Source organism: Hwanghaeella sp. LZ110 (genome assembly GCF_048892525.1).
Lineage (GTDB): Bacteria > Pseudomonadota > Alphaproteobacteria > UBA8366 > Aestuariispiraceae > Pacificispira.
In genome coordinates, this window is sequence record NZ_JBLZHT010000001.1 from 531,781 (window position 1) to 553,334 (window position 21,554).

At 53.3% G+C, this 21,554-nt stretch carries 21 protein-coding genes; 13 read left to right on the top strand and 8 right to left on the bottom strand.

All coding sequences use genetic code 11. The features are described 5' to 3' along the window. Window positions 1-7: 7 nt before the first annotated feature. The 3 genes from ACOSDM_RS02265 to ACOSDM_RS02275 all read right to left on the bottom strand — a co-directional run bounded on the left by ACOSDM_RS02265 (window position 8) and on the right by ACOSDM_RS02275 (window position 3,326). Window positions 8-562: a TRAP transporter small permease gene (locus ACOSDM_RS02265; protein ID WP_420722853.1), complete on the bottom strand. Its 555-nt coding sequence runs from the start codon at window positions 560-562 to the stop codon at window positions 8-10. A 6-nt stretch (window positions 563-568) separates the two neighbouring features. Beyond that, window positions 569-1,642: a TRAP transporter substrate-binding protein DctP gene (gene dctP, locus ACOSDM_RS02270; protein ID WP_420722854.1), complete on the bottom strand. Its 1,074-nt coding sequence runs from the start codon at window positions 1,640-1,642 to the stop codon at window positions 569-571. A gap of 112 nt (window positions 1,643-1,754) precedes the next feature. Next, window positions 1,755-3,326, bottom strand: a complete 1,572-nt coding sequence (locus tag ACOSDM_RS02275) for a hypothetical protein (RefSeq protein ID WP_420722855.1) — start codon at window positions 3,324-3,326, stop codon at window positions 1,755-1,757. A gap of 130 nt (window positions 3,327-3,456) precedes the next feature. Between ACOSDM_RS02275 and ACOSDM_RS02280 the strand changes: the two genes are divergently transcribed. Beyond that, a complete protein-coding gene (locus ACOSDM_RS02280; protein WP_420722856.1) occupies window positions 3,457-4,197 on the top strand; it encodes a GntR family transcriptional regulator in 741 nt (246 codons plus the stop codon). 31 nt (window positions 4,198-4,228) lie between these two features. On the opposite strand, the gene hemP is transcribed toward ACOSDM_RS02280, so the two are convergent. From hemP to ACOSDM_RS02295, 3 genes are all read right to left on the bottom strand, one after another. Next, window positions 4,229-4,411 (bottom strand): hemin uptake protein HemP, encoded by a 183-nt coding sequence (gene hemP / locus ACOSDM_RS02285; protein WP_420722857.1) that lies wholly within the window; start codon window positions 4,409-4,411, stop codon window positions 4,229-4,231. Window positions 4,412-4,618: 207 nt separating this feature from the next. Beyond that, window positions 4,619-6,088 (bottom strand): sensor histidine kinase, encoded by a 1,470-nt coding sequence (locus tag ACOSDM_RS02290; protein WP_420722858.1) that lies wholly within the window; start codon window positions 6,086-6,088, stop codon window positions 4,619-4,621. A gap of 3 nt (window positions 6,089-6,091) precedes the next feature. Beyond that, window positions 6,092-6,616, bottom strand: coding sequence for a molybdopterin-dependent oxidoreductase (locus ACOSDM_RS02295; protein ID WP_420722859.1), 525 nt, complete (start codon window positions 6,614-6,616; stop codon window positions 6,092-6,094). Window positions 6,617-6,805: 189 nt separating this feature from the next. Between ACOSDM_RS02295 and ACOSDM_RS02300 the strand changes: the two genes are divergently transcribed. Then, complete coding sequence (locus ACOSDM_RS02300; RefSeq protein WP_420722860.1) at window positions 6,806-8,062, top strand: HDOD domain-containing protein; 1,257 nt, start codon at window positions 6,806-6,808, stop codon at window positions 8,060-8,062. Here ACOSDM_RS02300 and ACOSDM_RS02305 read toward each other — a convergent pair. Then, window positions 7,999-9,102 carry a DNA-binding response regulator gene (locus tag ACOSDM_RS02305; RefSeq protein WP_420722861.1) on the bottom strand — a complete coding sequence of 368 codons (1,104 nt, stop codon included), beginning with the start codon at window positions 9,100-9,102 and terminating at the stop codon, window positions 7,999-8,001. The two genes, ACOSDM_RS02300 and ACOSDM_RS02305, sit on opposite strands and share 64 nt — an antisense overlap. 40 nt (window positions 9,103-9,142) lie before the next feature. On the opposite strand from ACOSDM_RS02305, the gene ACOSDM_RS02310 reads away from it, so the two are divergent. Both ACOSDM_RS02310 and ACOSDM_RS02315 read left to right on the top strand, forming a co-directional pair. Next, the gene (locus ACOSDM_RS02310; protein WP_420722862.1) at window positions 9,143-10,378 is read left to right on the top strand and encodes an EAL domain-containing protein; all 1,236 of its coding nucleotides are present in this window, start codon (window positions 9,143-9,145) and stop codon (window positions 10,376-10,378) included. A 139-nt stretch (window positions 10,379-10,517) separates the two neighbouring features. Further along, entirely contained in the window at window positions 10,518-11,801 is a 1,284-nt protein-coding gene (locus ACOSDM_RS02315) for an NAD(P)/FAD-dependent oxidoreductase (protein ID WP_420722863.1), read from the top strand. On the opposite strand, the gene ACOSDM_RS02320 is transcribed toward ACOSDM_RS02315, so the two are convergent. Next, complete coding sequence (locus ACOSDM_RS02320; protein ID WP_420722864.1) at window positions 11,794-12,636, bottom strand: YdcF family protein; 843 nt, start codon at window positions 12,634-12,636, stop codon at window positions 11,794-11,796. The genes ACOSDM_RS02315 and ACOSDM_RS02320 overlap by 8 nt on opposite strands. A 157-nt stretch (window positions 12,637-12,793) precedes the next feature. Here ACOSDM_RS02320 and ACOSDM_RS02325 point away from each other — a divergent pair, with 157 nt between their 5' ends. From ACOSDM_RS02325 to ACOSDM_RS02365, 9 genes are read left to right on the top strand one after another with little or no spacing between them, the layout of a single operon-like run. Then, complete coding sequence (locus ACOSDM_RS02325) at window positions 12,794-13,063, top strand: phosphopantetheine-binding protein (RefSeq protein WP_420722865.1); 270 nt, start codon at window positions 12,794-12,796, stop codon at window positions 13,061-13,063. Window positions 13,064-13,068: 5 nt separating this feature from the next. Then, entirely contained in the window at window positions 13,069-13,701 is a 633-nt protein-coding gene (locus ACOSDM_RS02330) for a hypothetical protein (protein ID WP_420722866.1), read from the top strand. Next, entirely contained in the window at window positions 13,698-15,278 is a 1,581-nt protein-coding gene (locus ACOSDM_RS02335) for an AMP-binding protein (protein WP_420722867.1), read from the top strand. The genes ACOSDM_RS02330 and ACOSDM_RS02335 overlap by 4 nt, the downstream gene beginning before the upstream one ends. Beyond that, on the top strand, window positions 15,275-16,186 hold the full coding sequence (locus ACOSDM_RS02340) for a hypothetical protein (protein ID WP_420722868.1): 912 nt from the start codon (window positions 15,275-15,277) through the stop codon (window positions 16,184-16,186). The genes ACOSDM_RS02335 and ACOSDM_RS02340 overlap by 4 nt, the downstream gene beginning before the upstream one ends. Beyond that, complete coding sequence (locus tag ACOSDM_RS02345) at window positions 16,170-16,757, top strand: LolA-related protein (protein WP_420722869.1); 588 nt, start codon at window positions 16,170-16,172, stop codon at window positions 16,755-16,757. Before ACOSDM_RS02340 ends, ACOSDM_RS02345 begins: the two co-directional genes overlap by 17 nt. After that, window positions 16,754-19,072 carry an MMPL family transporter gene (locus ACOSDM_RS02350; RefSeq protein ID WP_420722870.1) on the top strand — a complete coding sequence of 773 codons (2,319 nt, stop codon included), beginning with the start codon at window positions 16,754-16,756 and terminating at the stop codon, window positions 19,070-19,072. Before ACOSDM_RS02345 ends, ACOSDM_RS02350 begins: the two co-directional genes overlap by 4 nt. 13 nt (window positions 19,073-19,085) lie before the next feature. Then, on the top strand, window positions 19,086-20,288 hold the full coding sequence (locus tag ACOSDM_RS02355) for a beta-ketoacyl-[acyl-carrier-protein] synthase family protein (protein ID WP_420722871.1): 1,203 nt from the start codon (window positions 19,086-19,088) through the stop codon (window positions 20,286-20,288). After that, on the top strand, window positions 20,285-21,064 hold the full coding sequence (locus ACOSDM_RS02360; RefSeq protein WP_420722872.1) for a beta-ketoacyl synthase chain length factor: 780 nt from the start codon (window positions 20,285-20,287) through the stop codon (window positions 21,062-21,064). The genes ACOSDM_RS02355 and ACOSDM_RS02360 overlap by 4 nt, the downstream gene beginning before the upstream one ends. Next, window positions 21,064-21,516: a hypothetical protein gene (locus tag ACOSDM_RS02365; RefSeq protein ID WP_420722873.1), complete on the top strand. Its 453-nt coding sequence runs from the start codon at window positions 21,064-21,066 to the stop codon at window positions 21,514-21,516. Before ACOSDM_RS02360 ends, ACOSDM_RS02365 begins: the two co-directional genes overlap by 1 nt. Window positions 21,517-21,554 lie beyond the last annotated feature (38 nt).

Consider the following 21,554-nt stretch of genomic DNA (forward strand, 5'->3'; position numbering starts at 1 on the left):
AATGCCTCTAATGGTCGGCCTTGGGCCGATTTTTCATTGTCACCAGGTCACCGACCATGCACAGGCCCAACCGGATTGAGAACAATCCCATGCCGATCCCGAAAATCACTTTTGTCGGCCAAACGGGGATTGATAGCTGCCCGTCGTAATAGTGATTTTCGGCAAATGCTTTGGGGATGGAGTCCATGACCAACAGGGCAATAGCGCCAAACAGCAGACAGCCAAGCAGATTCCCCAGCAAACGGCCGATCTCGCCAACTCTTTGTGGCATTCGGTCTGTGATCACTGTGACTGCAATCTGACCCTTGTCGCGTTGCACATGTGCCATCGGCAAGGCGACAACAGCCACCATGGCCAACCCAACCATCAGGATATCATCCGGTATGGTCACGTTGATCTGTTCGCGTGCAGCAACGCTGACACTGATCAGGACCCCCATCGCCAGCAAGATGATGCTGGCGATGGAGGAGAGCACGCGCTCTGCCCGATCAAGGAGACGATCTAGGATGCCGAGCTTGCTGCCTGGCGGCAGGGCCGGCATGCCATCATGGGTCCCGCTCATCGTGGGTTACTTCTTAGCCCAGGGATAGCCCTGTACTTCCATTTCTTTGTGGTATTTAGCAACGGCTGCATCAAAGGCCGCCAACAGATCGTCAGCAGGAAGACCCTGATCCCGGGCACCGCCCATCCATTCCATGCCAGCCGATTCAGCAGCTTCGATCAGGGCTTTTTTCATTGCCGGATCACCGTCATGTTCGACAATTGTAATGCCGTCAACACCAGCTCGCAGTTTATCCAGGATTTGCGTGCGGTCTTCGTACATTTTCTGCGCCATATACAGCGTTGCATCATGACCCAGCTCTGCCATCATCGTTTGCTGTTCTGGCGTCAGGCTGGACCAGACACGGCTGTTCATCACGATGCCCCAACCGAGATTCTGACCCATATCGATTGTCGTCAGATGGGTGGCGACTTCATACTGTTTGTATGAATTGATGACATAGGCGTAGCTGGCGGTGCCGTCGATAGTGCCAGTTGAAAGCGCCTGGTAAACGTCGGGCTGGCTCATCGATACAGCCGCCGCACCTTCTGCCTCAAAAGCTTTACCAAAACTGCCGGTCGCCCGGATCTTCTTCCCTTTAAGCTCGTCCAGGTTCGTGATCTGCTCGCGGCTTAAAAGCTGGGTCGGGCCGGTGGTGAAGTTGGATACGTAGTGCACGCCCTGATCGGCAAAGTTCTTAATTGCCGCTTCATTCTGGGTCATAAGCTCATAGGTTGCCATCATGCCGACATATTCATCAGCGATCTGGCGAACATCCGACACGCGCCACGCGGTCAGCTTTCCGGGCTCGTAAACCGGAACGACGGAAGCAAGATCAGACACGCCATTGCCGACGCCATCGATGGCATTCTTCGCGCCCAGCAGCGTGCCGCCCCAGGTGATGTCCAGGCCCAACGCACCGTCACTGCGGGCGCGCATTTCGGAATCCATCCATTTAATGACTTCGGCGCGGCTGCCGCGGTCAGGGCCAAAATCTGCATAACGCAAAACACGGGTTTGCGCCTGAGCCAGGCTTGCGCTGGCAACCAATGTCGCGGCCGCCAGCGTAACGGCAGCCAGTTTTGTAATACGACTCATCATTCTTCCTCCCATCAGGGTTTCATAAATTTTGTCTTCGGAGGCTTTTGCCCCTCATTTATTGGGGGCCCCATGCCCCTGATAACTCCAGGGGCGGGATGCCCCCTTGCTGTGTTCAGTCGTGGTCATGTCCACAGCAGTTTCCGGGTAGGACGGGTGCAGAGACGCCGCTGTGATCACAGCATCCGCCCTTCCACCAATCGGCCCCGGCACCGTGGCAATATTTGTCGTCCGCGCCAACCATCTTCATGAACATCGGATGATAGTTGCGGCAAACTTCCAATTCCGTCTTCACCCAGTGAAGCGGATCTTTGGCATAATGGTCCCAGTAATCCCCATCCATATTGATGCCGGGGACAGCGGGGTTCCAGCTTTCATCCATCCACAGTTCCGGATCGCCATATTTCGAGCAGATCTTGCGGATTTCCGGGTCGTCGAGTGCCTGAAGGCGACCGTTTTCAATGATATTCTCGTTATCCCCGTCCATTTCGCAAGTATAGGTCGGGAAGTACAGATGGATATGCCAATGGCCCACCAGATGACCCATACGGGCGGCTTCCCGTTCTGCCATGGATGAGATGATGGTGCCAAAGCCCATATGGATGACGCCGGAGCGCACCCGTTCATACAGGCAATTCACAAAGCCTGACGAGAAGTCCTTGCGCGGGCGATGGATATGCGGGTTCGTGCCAATCGATGCTTCCCACCAATGCATGATGCCCTTGTCCGGGAAGGTCGGATATTGGATGTCCTTGGTCTGCTCCATAACATCGCGCAGTTTGCGGCCAAATTCGCCGCCTTCATTGATCTGTGTGATTTTGGAGTTTTCCACGACCAACTGGGTCCAGTCACAAGGCGCGATATGGTTGGTGGTGCCCGCAATGATGCCACAGCCGTCTTCTTTGAACGGATGGAACATCCAGGGGCGTCCGGTAATGTGGCCCGGCAGGTAGGTCTTGCCGAAATGCTCATTCCCGGTCCAGGTCCGCGCGGTCAGTTCCGGATTGTAGAATTCGCGATTGGCGTCCCAATATTCATCGTGATTGGTAAAGGACATATCGGTGCCTTCGGGATCGGTGATCCGCGCCCGTTTGGCATTGCGAATCCGGTCCCAGGTCCATTTGTCCATGGCATTGATGACTTCAATGGGCATGGCATGGGCCGGGGAGGCCAGGATTTCCGGCGTGATGAAGGGCATGCGCTGAATCTTGATGAAGCGTTCGGCCAATACCGGACCGCCATAGCCCATCAGGATTTTATCGTATTTCTGGTTCTTCTCTTCCTCTTCCCACATGTCCATCCACTCAGCGAGCTCTTTGGTGCGGAACAGGTAGTAATCGACTTCATCCGCGCCGACCCATTGCGGGATCGGGCCGCGGTCGATGTATTTGATCTCGTATTTGACCTTGTACTTCTCAAGGATCTTTTTGCAGGCCTCAATCGTCAGTTCGCTGTGCCAATTATCGACACGCAGCATCACGCGCTCGCCCTCTTTGAGGTCCCAGCACGCATTCAGGCCGTGGTTATAGGGCCGTTGTGCGACATGCTCCAAATAGGGTAGCAATTGATCAGACTTGGTGATTTCCACAAAGGGAGGACAGCGCGGCGGTCGGCTGGATTGCAGCGGCGGCGTATCGAAATGGGGCTTTTGAACAGGCCGGGACCGGGGGTCGAGACTGTCTGGCATTGGACGCGTACTCCCTAAAAATGTTTGTTGTGATAAAGTTGCATGCAATATCAGTGGATTTCAAGCAGGAATTCGGCGTATTTTCACTATGACTGATTGTATTGCATGCAGAATAAGGTAAGGGTGAGGTATGGCGACGCAGTTGGATCAAGTAACCCAAAGTCTTAGAGAGACGGTCCTTTCCGGGGTCTATGAACCGGGGGAGGCCTTGCGCGAGGTTGCGGTTGCCGATGGCTTGATGGTGTCGCGCACATTGGCGCGGCTGGCCATGGGGGCATTGGAGCAGGAAGGCCTGTTAATCCGAATGCCCAATCGCGGCTTTCGGGTTCGTTTGTTCACGGTCGATGAAGTTGCGGACGCAATTGAGGTGCGCGGTGAGTTGGAAGCCCTGGCGGCACGGCAAGCAGCCGAGCGTGGCCTGCCCGCCCCGCAGGAGCGTCAGATGCGCAAGATTTTGGCAGAAGCCTCTGCCCTGTCAGATCAGGGGCTGACGGATGTCGCCGCGCGAACACGCTGGATTGATTTGAACGCGGCATTTCATGACGGTATTCTGGAAGCCGCATCTAATAAGGCGTTGTTTCCTGCGATACGGAATATATGTCGTGTCCCCTTGGCGGGGCCCAGGGCCATCGTCTTTAACAGTGCCCAACCTGAAAAAGGCTTGCTTCAGGTCCGCGCTGCGGAAGAAGATCATCACCAGATTCTGGACGCGATCATAAACCGTCAGGGGACACGTGCGGCTTCGCTCATTCGGGAACATGCCTATCGCAGTGGACGCAACAAGCGGGTTAATTTTGAAGCGCTGCAAAATGCGCGCCTTAGCCCCAGCCTGCCCGGAATTGCCTTGGTACGGCGTGTTGGTGATACGTAGTTTTAGTGGAAATCTTAAATTGTAAGCCGGATTATTTTGTTAGGATCAGCTTGTCCTGGCGGGTTCTGCGCAGACGATATTGCTCCCCGCGATGTTCTATCACCACTTCATTCCTGTTCTGCAGCAGGGCGTTGCTTGTGACGATCAGAGGATCAGAGTCCGAGGATGTTTTGTGTGTGATAGACTTGATGAACATAGGGTCTTCTTTTTCCATAATTTTCTTGTAGTCGCCTCGCTCTTTACAAACTTTACTCATAAACGCGAATGATAGTTATTCGCAACATTGTTTAAGTGATTTGTAGATGGTTAATCGGATTGATGTCAAGCACAGTCAGGATACTGAATATGAAAGTGTTTTAGAGGCTTGGTTTGGCGGGCCAATAGTAACGCAAAAAGCAGAAGGTCTAGATGTTGGCTGGGGCTAGTTAAGGTCCCTATAGTCAGCATCATTTTGCGCGACTGGAAGAATAATACGGAAGCGTGTCCCTTCAGTTACCGTGTCGTCCAACTGAAGTGAACCATGAAATGTATTCGTGATAATGCGTTGGCTGATCGTCAAGCCCTGTCCAGAACCGTCCCCAACAGCCTTGGTTGTGAAAAAGGGGTCAAAAATGCGCTGTGCAATCTCTTTTGCAATGCCGGGACCGTTATCGTGCACGGTAACTACAATTTCGCTGCCGTCCAAAGCCGCGGCAATTCTGATTCTATCTTCCTGTGCACAGGCTTCATGATCAGGATCTTTAGCCGGTTGTTTTGACAATGCATAAGCAGAGTTAACAATTAGATTGATGATCACTTGATTTAACTCATTCGGGCATCCCAACACCGGGGGAAGGTTTTCCTGAATGCTGGTTTCCACAGTGACTTTGGCTTTGGTCTGATTGCTGGTCAGAAGCACGGCGTTGCGGATTTCGTCTTCAATTGAGATCAGGGATTTCTTGCCCTGTTCCGGGTGCGCAAAGTGTTTGATGGCTTTAACGATATCCCGAATGCGGATCATGCCCTCCTGGGATTGCTGGATCGCCAGCGGGATTTCCTTTCGAAGATAGTCCAAATCATCAGCGGAGATTTTGCTGGCATCTTCAGTTAAGAGTTCGTCGCAGGCGTCGTTTAGGAATTCCAGATTCGTGGTAACAAATTGTGCCGGTGTGTTAATTTCATGTGCCACACCACCCGCCAGTGACCCTAAAGCCTCAAGTTTGCTGCGTTCAGCCGTTTCTTCCGCGAAACGACGCGCAAGGGCTTGTTCTTCCACCTTAAAAGCAGACTGATAGGCCCGTAGGGTCTGCCGGAAGGCAAGGAATATCGCACCACCGATCAGAAGCATATTCACAACAAACAGAAACTGCAGCCAGTTCAGCATTCTTGCGATATCAGCATTGCGGGTCGTGTTTCTGACTGTAGTGAAATTGATTGCCTGCAGGCTGTTACTTTGCAGTAACTCCTCAAATGGCTGTAAATTCTGATGTAATATGGTCGCAATGGCCTGGGGATTACTCCCGACTTTTTCGATCTGCTGATCGATCACCACGACACTGTTTTCCAGTTTGTCCAGGGTGTTAGAGAAGTCGTTGAGCAAGCGTAAGTCTTCAAAGCCATCGCCATGTTGGACCAGTTTTATCCGACTGACCAAAATCTCGTAATTCAGCAACAAATCGTCTGCTGAAACATTATTGTCCCTGGTCGCACCTTCAGATAACCGAAGAGTTGAGATCAACTCCTTCTGAACTTGAAACACAGCCCACAGCAAATTTTCCCTGAATTCGATCGCTTCTTCTTCAATCTGTTGTCTAAACCAAGTGGTAAAGACCAGATAGACAATGGCGAGGGCAATTCCGCCGCCGATCAAACCAATTCGCATGGGTGAACTGAAGGTGCGTCCAGGATTCATGGTTCACTGTACCTTTATAAGCTTAACCTGCCAGACGGCATAGGCCAGATAAGCGTCGGTTCGATACTTTGCGTCATCATCAAAGGGAAAAATGACCCATAAGGGGCCCTTGTCCCGGATCTTGAGACGCTGACCATCCATTTCATAAGCCAGAATGGCATTCGCGTCGGTGAGAACATCAATTGGCATGGATGCTGTATAGTCATTAAGTGCGGTGACGGATAATGTCTCACCAGAGGCTTTTACTGCATCCAGCAAGGCTTTCACTGGAATCCCGACAAAGTTAACTGTGCCAGAGGTCCATGGGGTTGCCGTCGTAATCTGTTTGGGTCCCAGTGCCATCAACTGATCAATATCAAAATAGGCGCTGGTACCGTCCGTCGTCGCATCGATCATTCCGGTCACTTCCAGAACTTGCTTGCCCGTTGGGGCTGGAAGCTGGTCTTTCGCATGGCTGACTTGAACCCCGACGGATGCAATAAGCAACAGCGTTGCGGCGATCAGTCCATATAGGGAGTTTTGTTTCATGGTCGTCTCCTAATGTTTGTGTGGCCTGTAAATGACGCGTGCTGCTCAGAAGTAATATCCTCAAATAGGGACAACTTTAGCGAAAATATATTTTTCGCCGTAACACATCATGTCCTCATTTAGGGATAGCGCGATAGAAAACCTTTTGCCAGAAAGGCACACGGGACAAACTAAAGGTCGATGTTTGCGATGGATACGGATCATAAGCCTGTTATCTTAATAGTAGATGATGAGCCTAATATTCTTCAGGGGCTTCGTCGTGCGACGCGTGGCCAAAGGAATATCTGGTCTATGGAGTTTGCAGAAGGCGGGAGACAGGCCCTAAACAGGCTTGAAAAGGGCGCCATCGATGTTTTAGTTTGTGATATGCGTATGCCCGATGTTGATGGCGCGAAAGTCCTGGCAGCGACCGCGAAGGCATATCCAGAAAGTATTCGTATAATATTGTCGGGTTTTGCGGAAAAGGATGCAATGCTGGACGGACTGGCAAGCGCGCATCAGTTTCTGCCAAAACCCTGCGATTCTGAAACCCTGATTAAGGCCATCGAAGCGTCGCTGGCACTCAGGGATTTGCTGCCCATTCATGCACTGCGTCAGTTGGTCGGAAAACTTGCCATCCTCCCGATACCGTCTGAACGATACTTTCAGCTTATCCGTGAACTGGATCATCCGATTGCATCAGCCAAGTCGGTTGGCAGCGTTCTTGACAATGATTTAGGCCTGGCAACGCTTGTGTTGCGTCTCGTCAACTCGTCGTTCTTTGCCATACCCTATCGAGTTACAAAATGTCGGGATGCTGTAGAATTATTAGGATTTGAGACGATCCGCGCCCTGGTCACGCTCAGCGAGTTCTATCTACGGGCTGATATGGATCCAGCTTTGGTTAAGGAAAGCCAGGCTTTGGCCCAGCGATCTTTAAAGATTGCCAGCATGGCGCGCCAGATAGCAGAAAAAATGGGCTGCAGTTCGGAGGTCGTTGAAGATGCAGCAACAGCGGGGCTGTTATGTCATATTGGAACAGTGGTGCTTCGGCTTAACCGCCAGGTCGATTTTAAGCAGATTCAAATCCAGACAGAAAAGCAGCAAAAATCAATTAATGACATTGAAACAGAGGTTTTTGGGGCAGGACATGCTGCTTTAGGGGCCTATCTGATTGGACTTTGGGGTTTCTCAAACTCGGTGGTAGAAGCTGTTGCTTTCCATCATAACCCAACTGCTGCCCGACAGCATGAAAAGGGCTGTCTGGCTGCGGTCCACCTAGCGCAGGCATTGGCATGCTCTGGCGATGCGATAGAGTCTGATGCGGTGGCAGAAGGCGACCCGGCGCAAAATGACACAAGGATGCCCGGTCTTGATAAGGCCTATCTAGAAGAAATAGGTCTTCATGAATTATCGCTTGTTGAATTAGCCAATGAAATCAATATTGTCCGGACCAGTTCTGATTGACGCGTAACATCCAGTTTTGAAAAAATGTTCTTTAAGTAAGTGCGTGCAGAGGCGCGTGTGAGTCCGCATTCCTGGGCGGCATCTTCCAATGACATCCCTCCAGCCAATGCGGCTGCAAGACGAGATTCAGATACCGTCAACGAAAACATATCCATCAGTAACTTTGGGTTGGGTCTGGTCACTTGATCATCTGAAAACAAGAACAAACAGACCAATCGATTATTGGTGGCACTTTCTGCTTCATAGGGCTGAACAGTCACCCGCAAAGGTGTTCCGTCCGGGGATATCAGCGTCAGGGCCGTCATTTCCGAAAGATTGCTTGCCTTGGCAATTGCCAGATGCAGGCGCTCGGTCTCTTTCGTATTCGCTGCCCGGCAGAATCCGTTTGCATCCAAAGACAGTCCAACCTGCTCTGTTAGCATACGACCAGCCTTGGCGTTGGTGAACAGGGCATGTCCGTCCGAATCCGCGACCAGTACACCATATCGAATCAAATCCAAAGCGCCTGCGGACAGGCTGTCGACCATTTTTGAACCAGCCATCCTGGCTGTGTTGGGTTGGTCGTCAGCACGCCGGCGGCGCGTTGATAATGCCTCTTCAATGCCATCGATTAGAATGTCCAGGCTGCAGGGCTTTACATAATACCTGAAGACATTGCCGTCGTTGATGGACGCGATGGCAATATCGAAATCGGTAGATCCGGATAATACGATACACAATGTACCAGGACAGCTTTTGTTAATCTCGCGCGCTAAATCCAGCCCATTCATTTGGGGCATGCGAATATCAACAACCACTACCCGGGGTGGCTTTGCCTTGAAATTCTGTAGCGCTTCAATGGGGTTCTCAAAGAATGCTAAATCCCAGTTCGGGCGCTGTTTTTTTAAACCTCTGCGAATACCAGACAGAATTTTTGGTTCATCATCTACGAAGGCGATACTTGGTAATACACTCATAAGCACCCATCCAAAGTCCGATTGTTTCGCTCTGTTATCGGAAAAATTGCCCTCAAATGCGGATAGAGGCAGCCACGCTAACATGACACAAGAAGCCATGAATTTACCAGCAGGATGAAACGTGATGACAAGGGTGCTGATTGTTGACGACGATGCCTTTATTCTTGAAGGGATAAAACGCATTGCCGGACAAAATTTTGAAGTAGACATCGCAAATAGCGGTCAGGAAGGCCTTCACATGCTGACGGCGGATGGGCCATATGCGGTTGTCGTCAGCGATGTGAGCATGCGCGGCATGTCTGGAATAGAATTTCTGGAAATGGCGCGATCTGTGGCCCCCATGACCACGCGGGTGATCATGTCAGGATATGCGGATCAGGAAATCTTGTCTGCGTCGATTAATCGGGCTGCCGTGTTTCGCTTCTTAAACAAGCCATTTTCTCGCAAAGAGTTCTTCGATTGTTTGAATGAAAGCGTCACGGAATATACGCGCACTGTTTCAAGCCAGTTGGGCATGTCTAAGAATGAGTTGGATCAGAAATGGATCCTGACCGAACTGGATAAGGCCGATTTTGATCGCGACTTCACTGTTCGATATCAGCCGCGCGTCCTGTCTGGTTCTGGTGTATTACACGGTTTAGAGGCGTTGATTCGTTGGAACCACCCGGAACATGGCCCCATTTCGCCAATGGAGTTTATTCCTGTTGCCGAACAAGGGTCGTCGATCCGGGAATTGACCCAATGGGTTTTACGCAAGGCCTGCCAAACCTGGACTGACTGGCAGTATCAGCATTCAATGGATGTTGCGATGTCCGTGAATATATCACCGGTCCTGTTTTCTGACCCGGGGCTGGTTGGCATGGTTCGCAACACCATTTCGCGCAGCGGCATTGATCCCAACAAGTTAGAGTTGGAGATCACAGAAGGCCTGGATCTACATGACTATGATTTAGTTCAGGATAAAATTGCAGGCCTGAAATCTCTAGGGCTGCACTTGTCTATTGATGATTTTGGAACCGGATTCGCCTCTATGAGCTATCTTCAGTCACTGGATGTCGATTGTATCAAAATTGACCGATCCTTCGTGACGCATGCGCCTGATAAAGCAAAGGATTATTCCATCTTAAAGTCGGTCAAGGATCTTGGGCAGCAATTGGGGTTGAAAACTGTTGCTGAAGGAATCGAGAATGATCGCCAGGCACAGACAATATGCGAACTCGGAATTGATGAGATGCAAGGCTATCTGTTCGCCAAACCCTTGTTAGCAGAAGATATCGTACCTTGGATTGAGGGCAGAACAGCGCTTATACCCAATGTAACGACAGAATTGCCACAATCACTGCTCCTCAAATGCGCATAGTCTTTCACAGCGATGGTTGCTTTCAGGAAACAATGGTGCGCCACGGCGGCAGTCTTGTGCTGTTAAAGTGTCGCCGTGTAGGGTGTTGGTCGGGTCGGCGGTGCTGGCTGATTTCCTGATAGTTTCATAAGGCTGTGAAATGACGCTTTCATGCGATGTGCTGGTGATAGGGGGCGGACCTGCAGGATCGACTGTATCCACATTATTGGTTGAACGTGGTTTTTCAGTCTTGCTGGTGGAAAAGGACCGTCACCCCAGATTTCACATCGGGGAATCCCTGTTGCCACGCAATTTGCCTATTTTGCGGCGGTTGGGGGTTGAAAACCGCCTGCGTCACATCGGTGTGACCAAGCATGGGGCGGATTTCTCTGGCAATGAGGCGGAAAGCCACGTCGTCTATGATTTTTCCGAAGCCATGGCCCCGGATGAACCTTCTGCTTTTCAGGTTCGGCGCGCTGAATTTGACGAAATGCTGTTGGACAATGCCTCTGAACGGGGCGTTCAGGTGGTGCAGGAAACCAGGGTAACGGGCATTGAATTGGACGCGGACCCTGTTACAGCGTCAATCCTGGGCACAGATGGCACAGCACGGCAGATAACGGCCCGGTTTGTCGTCGATGCATCGGGCCGTGATACTTTTCTGAGCCAGAGATTGGATCTGAAACGACGCAACAAGCGCCATAAGAGCGCGGCTGTGTTTGGCCATTTTTCAAACGTGGTGCGCCGAGAGGGTGAAGAAGCCGGGAATATCAGCATTTATTGGTTCGATCAGGGCTGGTTCTGGCTGATCCCGCTGCAGGATGGTTGCACCAGTGTTGGGATGGTGTCTGATCCCGGATATCTGAAGCAGCGAGATGGGGATTTACAAAACTTGTTCTGGCAAACGGTCAGCAACACTCAGGGCGTGGCGCAACGGCTGGAAAATGCCCAGCTTTTGGGAGAGATGCGCGGGACCGGCAATTTCTCATACCAATCGACTGAAATGACGGGGGAACGATTTCTGCTTGTCGGGGATGCCTATGCTTTCATAGACCCGGTGTTTTCCAGCGGCGTCTATCTGGCGATGCAGGGTGCCGAGTATGCGGCAGAGGCCGTGGAGGGTATTCTGACCCAGCCACAGGCCGCCCTGCGCCATCGGCGGCGCTATGAAAGGCGCGTGAGAAAGGGGTTGCGGGCGTTTTCATGGTTTATCTATCGCTTTACCGATCCGGCTTTGCGCCATCTGTTTTTAAATCCAACGCGACGGTTCCAATTGCGTCGGGCGGTGATATCCGTTCTGTCAGGGGATGTGTATGGTCGCACCCGAATATGGCCGCAATTGCTGGTGTTTCGACTGGTGTATCATGTCGCCAGCTTGTTCTTCTGGCGTCAGCAAAAAGCACATCGCGCACGGTTGGATAAGGTGGAACATACCGTTAGCTGATTCTTGCCAGCATGCCCTTATGGCGCAGCAGGCGGGCTATCCAATAACCTGTATAATACCAATGGATATAGGCCGCTTCCAGTAACAGCTTCCCGCATTGCGACAGGGACCAGGGGATTTCGTCCTCTGCGGCACATAATGGATAGTTCAGGCCCAGTCCGCGCGCCATGATCTGTAGACGCGCCATGTGATAGCGATTGGTTATCATCACGGGACGGTCAGTTCCGGGGGCGAGCGCAGATCGAAGATAGGTCAGGTTTTCCAAAGTGCTGCGGGACCCATCTTCGCAAAGAATGGTGTCGCCGGCCTGATGCTGGGCCAGCAACCAATCACGTCCGGCTTGCGATTCGGCCGGAAAATGTGGCCCGCGAGTCGCTCCCCCTAGGATCAGGATGGGCAGGATGTTAAGCGTTATTGCGCGGCGCAGCCTTAAGATGTAATCATCCGGCAGACTGCCATCCGCGTTCAGACACACCCCCAGTACAACAACGAGGGATCGGTCCGCTTGCAGGGTAGGCGTGAGGTTGCTTGAAGCCAGCCAGGCTTTTCGCAAGACATGGATCAAACACACCAGAAGACTGAGCCCGACTGTCAGGAAAATGACGACACTGGAGATCAACAGCATCGCCAGGCCGTCCGGGCCCATGGATTTATGGCGGGGTTGTGCTGATTTCTCAGGGGGCGTATCTGATGCCGCCGGGCTGGCCCCGTCTGAGGATACAGACGTGGCTGGAGAAATGGGTGTAGGCGTTGGATTGGACGGGGCGCGCGCTGCCAAGAGTCTATGAACCGTTTTTCGAATTTTCGCGTCTTGCTTGGTCAGGAACTGTATCATACTTAAGTCCCATAACACTATAGTCAGCGTCTGCAACATACGGGAATGATTTTCCCTATGATTGGCTTTCTCAGTGGTTTTTAGCTTCTTGAAAATATTAGTACTTTCAGTGACGCGCCAGATAACGTTATAAAGTGGAAAAAATGGGTGGGAAATTGTGTCGGAAAAAACGCCATTTCAGCATGAGATTGCAGAACTGATTGTCACGGCCTTGCATCTGGAAGATGTTGCTGCAGACGATATCGGTTTGGACGATCCGCTTTTTGGGGACGGTCTGGGCCTGGATTCTGTCGATGCGTTAGAATTGTCCCTGGAAATATCAGAGCGTTACGATTGCATGATCCGATCAGATGATCCGGATATTGACGTCTTGTTTGGGTCCTTGCGATCCTTAACAGCAGCGATCGAGACCCGTCGGGGAGAATAAATGCCATGGGCCCCACGATTCTGAGGATTGCCATCCCAGTTTTGACGATCGTTGGTGTTCATATCTGTATCGTAACTGGCAATGGTATTTATGCCTTATCGTGTCTGACCGTGGCAGTGGCTTTACATTTGTTTCTATCCTACCGGGCTGGGTTTGATCGGCGGATACTTTTCATTCTGATCGGGATCATAATGGTCTTGTTGGTCCTTCAGAGTATCATCCTGCAAGGTCAGAAGGATTGGGCCAATATCGTCGCTCTGCCGCCGGTTCTGATCCATGGCTGGTTGGCGTGGATGTTCGGCAGCAGCTTGTTGCCCGGACGCGAACCCTTGATCCGCCGGTTCAGTCGCTTGAGCCGCGGTACACTTCCACCGGAATTGGAAACTTATACGCGGCGACTGACTGTTATATGGACCGTCATGCTGACGATCATGACGGTTGTGTCCCTGTTGTTAGGACTGTTCGCCCCGCTTCCTGTCTGGTCCTGGACAGTCAATATCGCAATGCCGGTTTTTTCCGCCAGTATCTTTTTGTTGGAGCATGCCTATCGGGGTATCGCCTATCACCATCTGGGCAAGAATACCCCCTATCACACGCTGCGCACGCTGCTTCGTCCTGATACCTGGATCGCACAGTGACCATACATCCAATCGTGCTGAGAGACGGTGTCCCGATCAGTCGGGATGACATCGCCCGGCGATCCCATGCCCTGGCGCGGGTTATTGACGCTCTGCCGCCGGGTCCAGTCATTCCTCTGTTTCGTCGGGTCGGGGATTTGATGGTGGGCCTGATCGCTGCACAACAGGTCGGGCGCGCTGTGATCCTGCCAAATGATGAGGCTGCATCGGCGGTGCGCATGGTAATAGCTGATAACCCGGGCGCCACGGTTTTATCTGCGCCAAATGAAACAGACTATCGCGAATTTGCGCCCGTTATCGTCGATATGGAGTCTTTGGATTCACCACAATTCGCACCTGATATCATTTGGCGCGATGATGCGTCGGTCATATTGTACACGTCGGGCACAACGGGACGACCGGTTGCGCATTGTCACGGTCGTAATTTTATCCTGGCGGCAATGGCAGCCTGGCGCGATGCCATCGTACCCGATGCGTGCCACACAACGCTGATTTCAACAGTTCCCGGTCAACATATGTTTGGTCTGGAATCCACCGTATTGCTGCCTTTGGGGTGCCCCTGGGTGACGATCCTGGAGGAACGCCCATTCTATCCGGCAGATATCGTGCGGGTGTTGAATTCTGTCACCAATCGCCGTGTTCTAATCACAACACCGCTTCATTTACGGGCCTTAATGGAGCAAAAGATTGCCCTGCCAGAGATTTATCGGATTGTGACGGCGACAGCCTCGCTGGCTCCAGAATTGGCAATTGCCGCAGAGGCAGCCTGTGGCGCACAGGTGATAGAGGTCTTTGGCAGCACTGAAACAGGCATGATCGCAACCAGACATACCGCCCAGAAAACATCCTACACAGTGCGTGCCGATACAGTTGTGACCCTGGCAGACTCGGGATCCGAAGCCTTGGTCGATGCACCCCATTTTAAAAAGCCGGTGCCCCTGCAAGATCACCTGCGATTAACCCAAGGCGGGTTTGAGGTGCTGGGGCGGGGACAGGACATGATCAAGGTCGCGGGTAAACGTGCGTCCATGTCGGGATTAAGCGCTATTCTATCGGCCTTGCCAGGCGTGAAGGATGGGGTTTTTGCGATGGGCAAAGAGGAAAGTCCCGGATCGCCGGCGCGCCCGATTGCGGTTGTTGTTGCGCCGACCCTGTCTGCCCATGATATTCAACATGCCTTGCGCCGGGAAATACCCAGTGCTTTTGTACCCCGGCGGATCATTTTTACAGACCAGATTCCCAGGACAAGTCTGGGTAAAGTGCAGGCACAGGCCTTAAAGGGCCTGATAGAAGATAGATCCAGTATGCGGTTTTCAGTTCCAGTCGATCATCCCGCCTTGCCCGGACATTTTCCGGGTAATCCGATTGTGCCGGGTGTCGTAACCTTGGATTACATGTTGAATCTGATCAACTTTGAGGTGCCCTGCATGGTGCAGTCGGTTCGTTTCTACTCAACCCTGAAAGGGGGGGAACCCTGTGATGTAACAGTGGTTCGTGGACAAAATCAGATTACAGTGACATGTCGGGTTGGCGTGCGAAAAATTATGACTGCCAAGCTTGCGGCGGCGCAACAATGACCGCGTTTGGGCGCAACGCCAAGATACAAGACTGGTTGTATCGTAAGGAAAGGGGCAGCCCGTTTCTGATCCGTTTCATCGCGTGGTTGGCGGTTACTGTGGGGCGCGGACCGACGCGGCTATTATTGCATCCGATTGCGCTGTATTTCCTGATTTGTGCACCGCGACAGCGCAGGCAGTCACAGGCGTTTCTGAACCATGCGCTGGATCGGCCTGCGCGCATCGGGGACAGCTATCGCCATTTTTTATGCTTTGCCTCAACAATCCTGGATCGGGTTTACTTCCTGACAGACAGGTCAGACCTCTTACAGGTTGAGTATCAGGGGCTTGAAGCCTTGGATGCGGTGCGTATGCAGGGTCGCGGTGCCGTGCTGGTGGGCGCACATTTCGGCAGTTTCGATGCCATGCGCGCCCTAGCCATCGGTCGCCCCGAATTCAAACTGAAGGTTTTGATGCATGTCGGCGCGGAAAGCAGGATTTCGGCAATTCTTCATACGTTGAATCCGCATCTGAAAGAAATGATCATCCCATTGGGTCAATCCGGCAGTATGCTTCGGGTGAATGAATGTTTGAAACAGGGTGACTGGATCGGTGTTTTAGGGGATCGTGTTGTAATGGAGGGTAAGACCCGCGCGGTGCCATTCCTGGGACAGTCGGCTGATTTCCCCGTGTCTCCCTGGATTCTGGCAGCTGTTTCTAAGGCGCCGGTTGTCATGTTCGCCGGCGTTTATCTGGGTGGCAATCGCTATCAGGTAAAATTCAGACTTTTGTCGGAAGGGAATATATCAGGCCCGGGCGAGCGTGATACAGCCTTCCAGACGGAGGTTGATACCTATGTCCGGACATTGGAAGATTGGGTTCGTGCCCATCCCTATAACTGGTTCAATTTCTATGATTTTTGGGCTTAAAATTTTATGTCTTGTGCTCCTGTTCTTTGGGGGGGCATCTCCGCTGCATGCGGATTGGCCTGGCGCTTGGGGGCTTACCCAATTGGGGGAGGCGCTGGCGGAAGCACCAGAAGGGCGCGTGGCTTTTACGGAAACACGGACGGTTTCCTATCTGGATGCGCCGATCACGTTGTCAGGCTATGTCCTGCGTCAGGGCGATCGAATTGAAAAACACATTGTCTCTCCCATGCAGGAAAGTATCGTAATTGACGGTACCACCGTCCAGGTTGATACGGCGGAAGGGGAACACCACCGTTTTGATATCAATGATCATGGTTTGATTAAAGGCCTGGCGATGGCGCTGAAGGCAACGTTGACCGGCGATCTGAACGGTTTGGACAACCAGTTTGATGTAACCCTGTCTGGTGCTGATTCTGGTTGGCAATTGCATTTGGTACCGCTGGACGATTCTGTTCGGAAAAGCCTGCCGGGACTGACACTGGCTGGTGCGGAAGGAATTGTGGAGACGATAGAGATTGAGGGGGAAAACGGGGATACTAGCATTATGACGCTGCAGCATTCTGTACCGTGAACCCGATTTCTGATCTTACCAAGGGCCGGTTGGTTGCCTTTGTCGTCCTGCTGGCGGTGATGGGTGGGCTGTCCCTGCTTGCCATATCCTGGGTCCGTGTCGTCACAGATATGTCCTTCTTTCTGCCTGCAGAACGCACGGCCCAAACCCAGGCCCTGACGGTCGGGATGCAGCGTCCCGGCAGTTTTATTATGATCAGGGTGACGGGCAGCAATCCAAAAGACCTGGTGCAGGCCAGCGACCAGATAACAAAGGCATTAAGAGAGAATTCGGCCTTTGTGCAGGTGCAGAATGGTCGCCCGTTCCTCTCTCCGGATATTCAGGCTTTTCTGTTGGCGCATCGATATCTTTTGGGACCAGACATTGCGCCATCTGCCTTTTCCACCCGTGGACTACAAGAATCCATTACCGACAGCATCAACCGCCTTTCAACTGTTACCGGCTGGGCCTTCCGGGATCTTTTTCCCAGGGACCCGACAGGGCGCTTGCGACAGGTCGTATCCGGCCTGCAATGGCAGGAAGGGTCAGATCGTGTGGCGGGAATTTGGCAGGACGCGGAGGGGCGGGCGCTGATCCTGGCCCGGCTGCACGCGTCGGCTGGGGATTTGTCGGCCCAGGCCGTGGCCCAGGATGCAATTGGGCAGGCGGTGGAACAGGCAGGTCTTACCTGGGAAGCCAGTGGACCGGGTCTGTTTGGCCTGCGCGCCAGCCAGCGTATTCAAGGGGATATGACCGTGCTGACCAGTCTGGCTGGCGGGGCGGTTGTGATTATCCTGCTCGCAGCATTCCGCAGTCTTGGCCCTGTTCTACTGGCGGGCGTGCCTGTGTGCCTGGGGATCCTGGTGGGCGCTTTGGTGACCCAGGCACTTTTTGGATCGGTGCATGGGGTCGCCCTGACCTTTGGGGCAGTCCTCAGCGGGGTGGCCGTTGATTTTCCCATACACTTGATGGGGTTGCGGCAGCCGGGGGATACTGCCCGCGCGGTTGCACGTCGTATTTCACGCCCAATGATTATCGGGGCCGGAACCACGGCAGTCGGGCTTTTGGCATTAACCCGGTCCAGCTTCCCCGGTCTTGCCCAGATTGGCACATTGGCCGCTGTCGGGGTGGTTACGGCCTTGTTGTGCAGCCTTGTTTTCCTGCCTTATCTGGTGGGAAATCGCGCGTGCTCTCCGGACCCTGGATACATGCAGGCGATTTGGCGCTGGCTGTGCCTAAGACCACATTTGCGTAGCAGGGCTCGAATTGCTGTTGGTGTCCTGTTCATTCTGGCCGTTGGCTTTGCGGTGCAATCCACCACCCCAATCTGGGAGATGGATCTGTCCCGCCTGAATGTTGCGCAACAGGAAGAGCGTAAATTGGATGCAGACCTTCGCCACAGTTTCAAACTTCCCGACGTACGGCAGATGCTGCTGATCGAAGGACCGGATACACAATCGGTTCTGGAACGTCAGGCGACATTGCTGCCCCTATTGGATAAGGCCGTCGCGAATGGTCAGTTGGGGCGATATTTTGCAGCCGCGACGATCCTGCCTACACAGGCGGCACAACATGCAAGGCAGGCTATCTTGCCGGGTCGGCGCGACCTGATGGCGCGGCTGGAAACGGCAACGCGATCCTTGCCTGTTTCTACGGCGACATTTGGTCCTTTCCTCAATGATGTGCTTGATCAGAAAAGCATGCAGACATTAGATGCGGATGCTTTGGCGAACAGCCCGCTGGGGCCGTTCTTTTTGGCGCCCTGGCCTGTGTCGGGCGGATATGCGGGTGTCATCGCACTATCCGCCCCCATTCAATTGCAGGACCCTCGCTTGACGCAGGACCTGATTGATTTGATGCAGGTCGCCGGTCAAATCATTGCTGATTATCGCGAACAGGCAGTCACCCTGTTAGTGGCTGGCCTGGGCATTGGCCTTATGATCCTGATAATCGGGTTGCGCAATGTACGGAAGATCTTGCGGGTCGCGGTGCCGCCTTTTGGGGCGGTGGTTCTGACAGCAACCTTGTTGCTGGCTTTTAATGTGCCGCTAAATCTGTTCCACATATTGGCTTTTTTGTTAATCGCCAGTGTAGGGGTTGATTACAGCTTGTTTTTCCCCGCATATCGCAATCTCGACGCCCTGCATGCGCGAACCGAGTCCGCCCAAGCAACGGCGGTCTTTGGTTTTCGTTCTGTCACATTGTGTTGCATTACGACCGTGACAGTTTTTGGCATTCTTTCCACGTCCAGCATCCCGGTTCTATCCGCAATGGGCATGACCGTGGCCCTGGGCACTGGTTTGAGTTACCTGTTGACCGTGCTTTGCGCAGAGTAATAAGGATTCAGTTGTGAGAACGTTATCACCCTTTGTAACCGCCTATAGCTGCGTTACTGCGATCCGGTTAGGTGTGGGTGGGTTGCTGCAGGCGTTGAGGCACAATAGGGGGGGATTGCGTCGCCTGAACGGTTGTCTGCCGGATCTGGATACCTTTGTGGGACAGGTCGATGGGGTGGAAGATGTCACGCTGCCCAATGCGTTGTCGCAGTATGACTGTCGCAACAACCGGCTTGCGGAACAGGCTTTGGGGCAACCAGGTTTTCTGGAACAGGTCGCTCGTGCCAGACAGGACTATGGTGCGGCACGGGTCGGTGTTTTGTTGGGGACCAGCACATCGGGTATCGCCAGTGCGGAATCCGCGTATCAGAACAAGCGGGATGATGGCACCCTGCCTCAGGATTTCAATTTTCGTACCACCCACGAATTGGCGTCACTCAGCGATTATGTTCGCGAAAGACTGGCGCTGAAAGGGCCGCATTTCACGATTTCAACAGCCTGTTCTTCCAGTGCAAAGACATTTGTGGATGCGGCGCAGTTGATTTCGGCTGGTTTGTGTGACGCGGTCGTCGTCGGAGGGGTCGACAGCCTGTGCGAGACATCGTTGCGGGGGTTCAATGCCTTGCAACTCCTCTCTCCGGAACCGTGCCGCCCGAATGATCGGGCCCGCAAGGGTATTTGTATTGGGGAGGCCGCTTGCTTCATTCTGTTGGAAAAGGAAAGCACAGGCCCTGGCGCAAATATCGTCTTGAGCGGGTACGGGGAAAGTTCGGATGCCTATCATATGTCCTCGCCGCATCCAGAGGGTTTGGGGGCGCGGCTGGCGATGCAACAAGCTTTGGACAGGGCGGGATTGGCACCGGATCAGATCAGCTACATCAACATGCACGGAACCGGCAGTGCCCAAAATGACAGGATAGAAGATGCCGCCATCGCCGCTGTTCTGGGTCAGGATGTGCCCTGCAGTTCGACTAAGGGCTGGACTGGCCACACATTGGGGGCTGCGGGTGGGACCGAAGCTGTGATTGCCCTGATCTGCTTACAGGCCGGTCTTATACCCGGTAACCTGAACATGCGAGAGCCCGATGCGCGGTCCCGTTGCAACCTTGTTCGCGTCAGTCAGGAAAGGCCGCTGACCCATGTCATGACGAATAATTTTGGCTTTGGTGGGAACAATTGCAGCCTGATTTTCAGTCGCCAGGAGGCGGCAGTATGAAAGCGCGGGTTGCGGGAATAGCGGTACTGGGCGCTGGTTTTGGATCCTGGGCAGAAACACGGGCGATCCTGTCTGGTGCGCAAAGCTGGCAGGCGCAGCCCCTGGTGCCGCCCAAGGCGATGGTCCTGCCGCCGAATGAACGCCGCCGGGCCAGCCCCCTGGTGCGCCTGGCGCTGAGTGTTGCACAGGCCGCTTGTGACGATGCCAGACTATCCGGGGCGGATATGGATTGTGTTTTCGCCAGTGCCCTGGGCGATGGCCAGGTCGCACATGCTATTCTGACCGCGCTGTCATCCCCTGAAAAAGCTGTATCCCCGACACAGTTCCACAACTCAGTCCATAATGCGATGGCTGGATATTGGAGTATCGGCGTTGGTAATTATGCGGCATCGACCAGCCTGGCAGCGGGGGATTACACTTTTGGTGCGGGATTGTTAAAGGCGATGTTAACAGTATCGCAGGACAAACGACCCACTATTCTGGTTGCGGTTGATTATCCGTTTCCAGATCCATTGAATGCGACGCGCCCGATAGGTGCGCCCTTCGGTGTCGCGCTGGTCCTTACTCCGGATCATGATACCGGGCTGGGGCCATGCCTGGAGGTGACATACAGTCAGGCGCAGGACGCTACCCCGCCCCGCAATGATGATGTTCGCACCTTATGGAAGGATTGTCCGCCTGCTAAAGCAATACCGTTGCTGGAAGGATTTATCGCACCAACCCGTATCGTGGTGGAAGCGGGATCTGGGTATTTTCTGGATGTTGAGGTTTCCTGATGGATGCTCCCCGTACATCAATCGCGGATCTGATCCCCCATGCCGGGGCGATGGTGCTGCTGCAGGAGGTTTTGCACTGGGATGCGACGGGGGTCCAATGCCGCACGACTTCCCATCTTTCTTTGGGTAATCCATTGCGCAGAAGGGACACGCTTCCTGCCATCGCTGGCGTAGAATACGGCGCGCAGGCTGCGGCGGTTCATGGTGCGTTGATGGGCCAATCTGCAGCGGGATATCTGGTCAGTGTTAAGGATTGCCGGGTGGATACCAAATACCTGTCGGACCACCAGGGTGCCCTGCTGGTTTCCGCGATCCGGCTGATGGCGTCGAACGGTGCGCTTATCTATCGTATCGTGATTGAGGAAGAGTCTGTTTCAGCCCCCCATAGAAGCCTGTTGTCAGGTCAGATCACCGTGATGCTGGATTCGAATGATACCAGCATATCAACTTGAACTTGCACATTGTGTCAGCTACCGTCCCAGTGGATGAG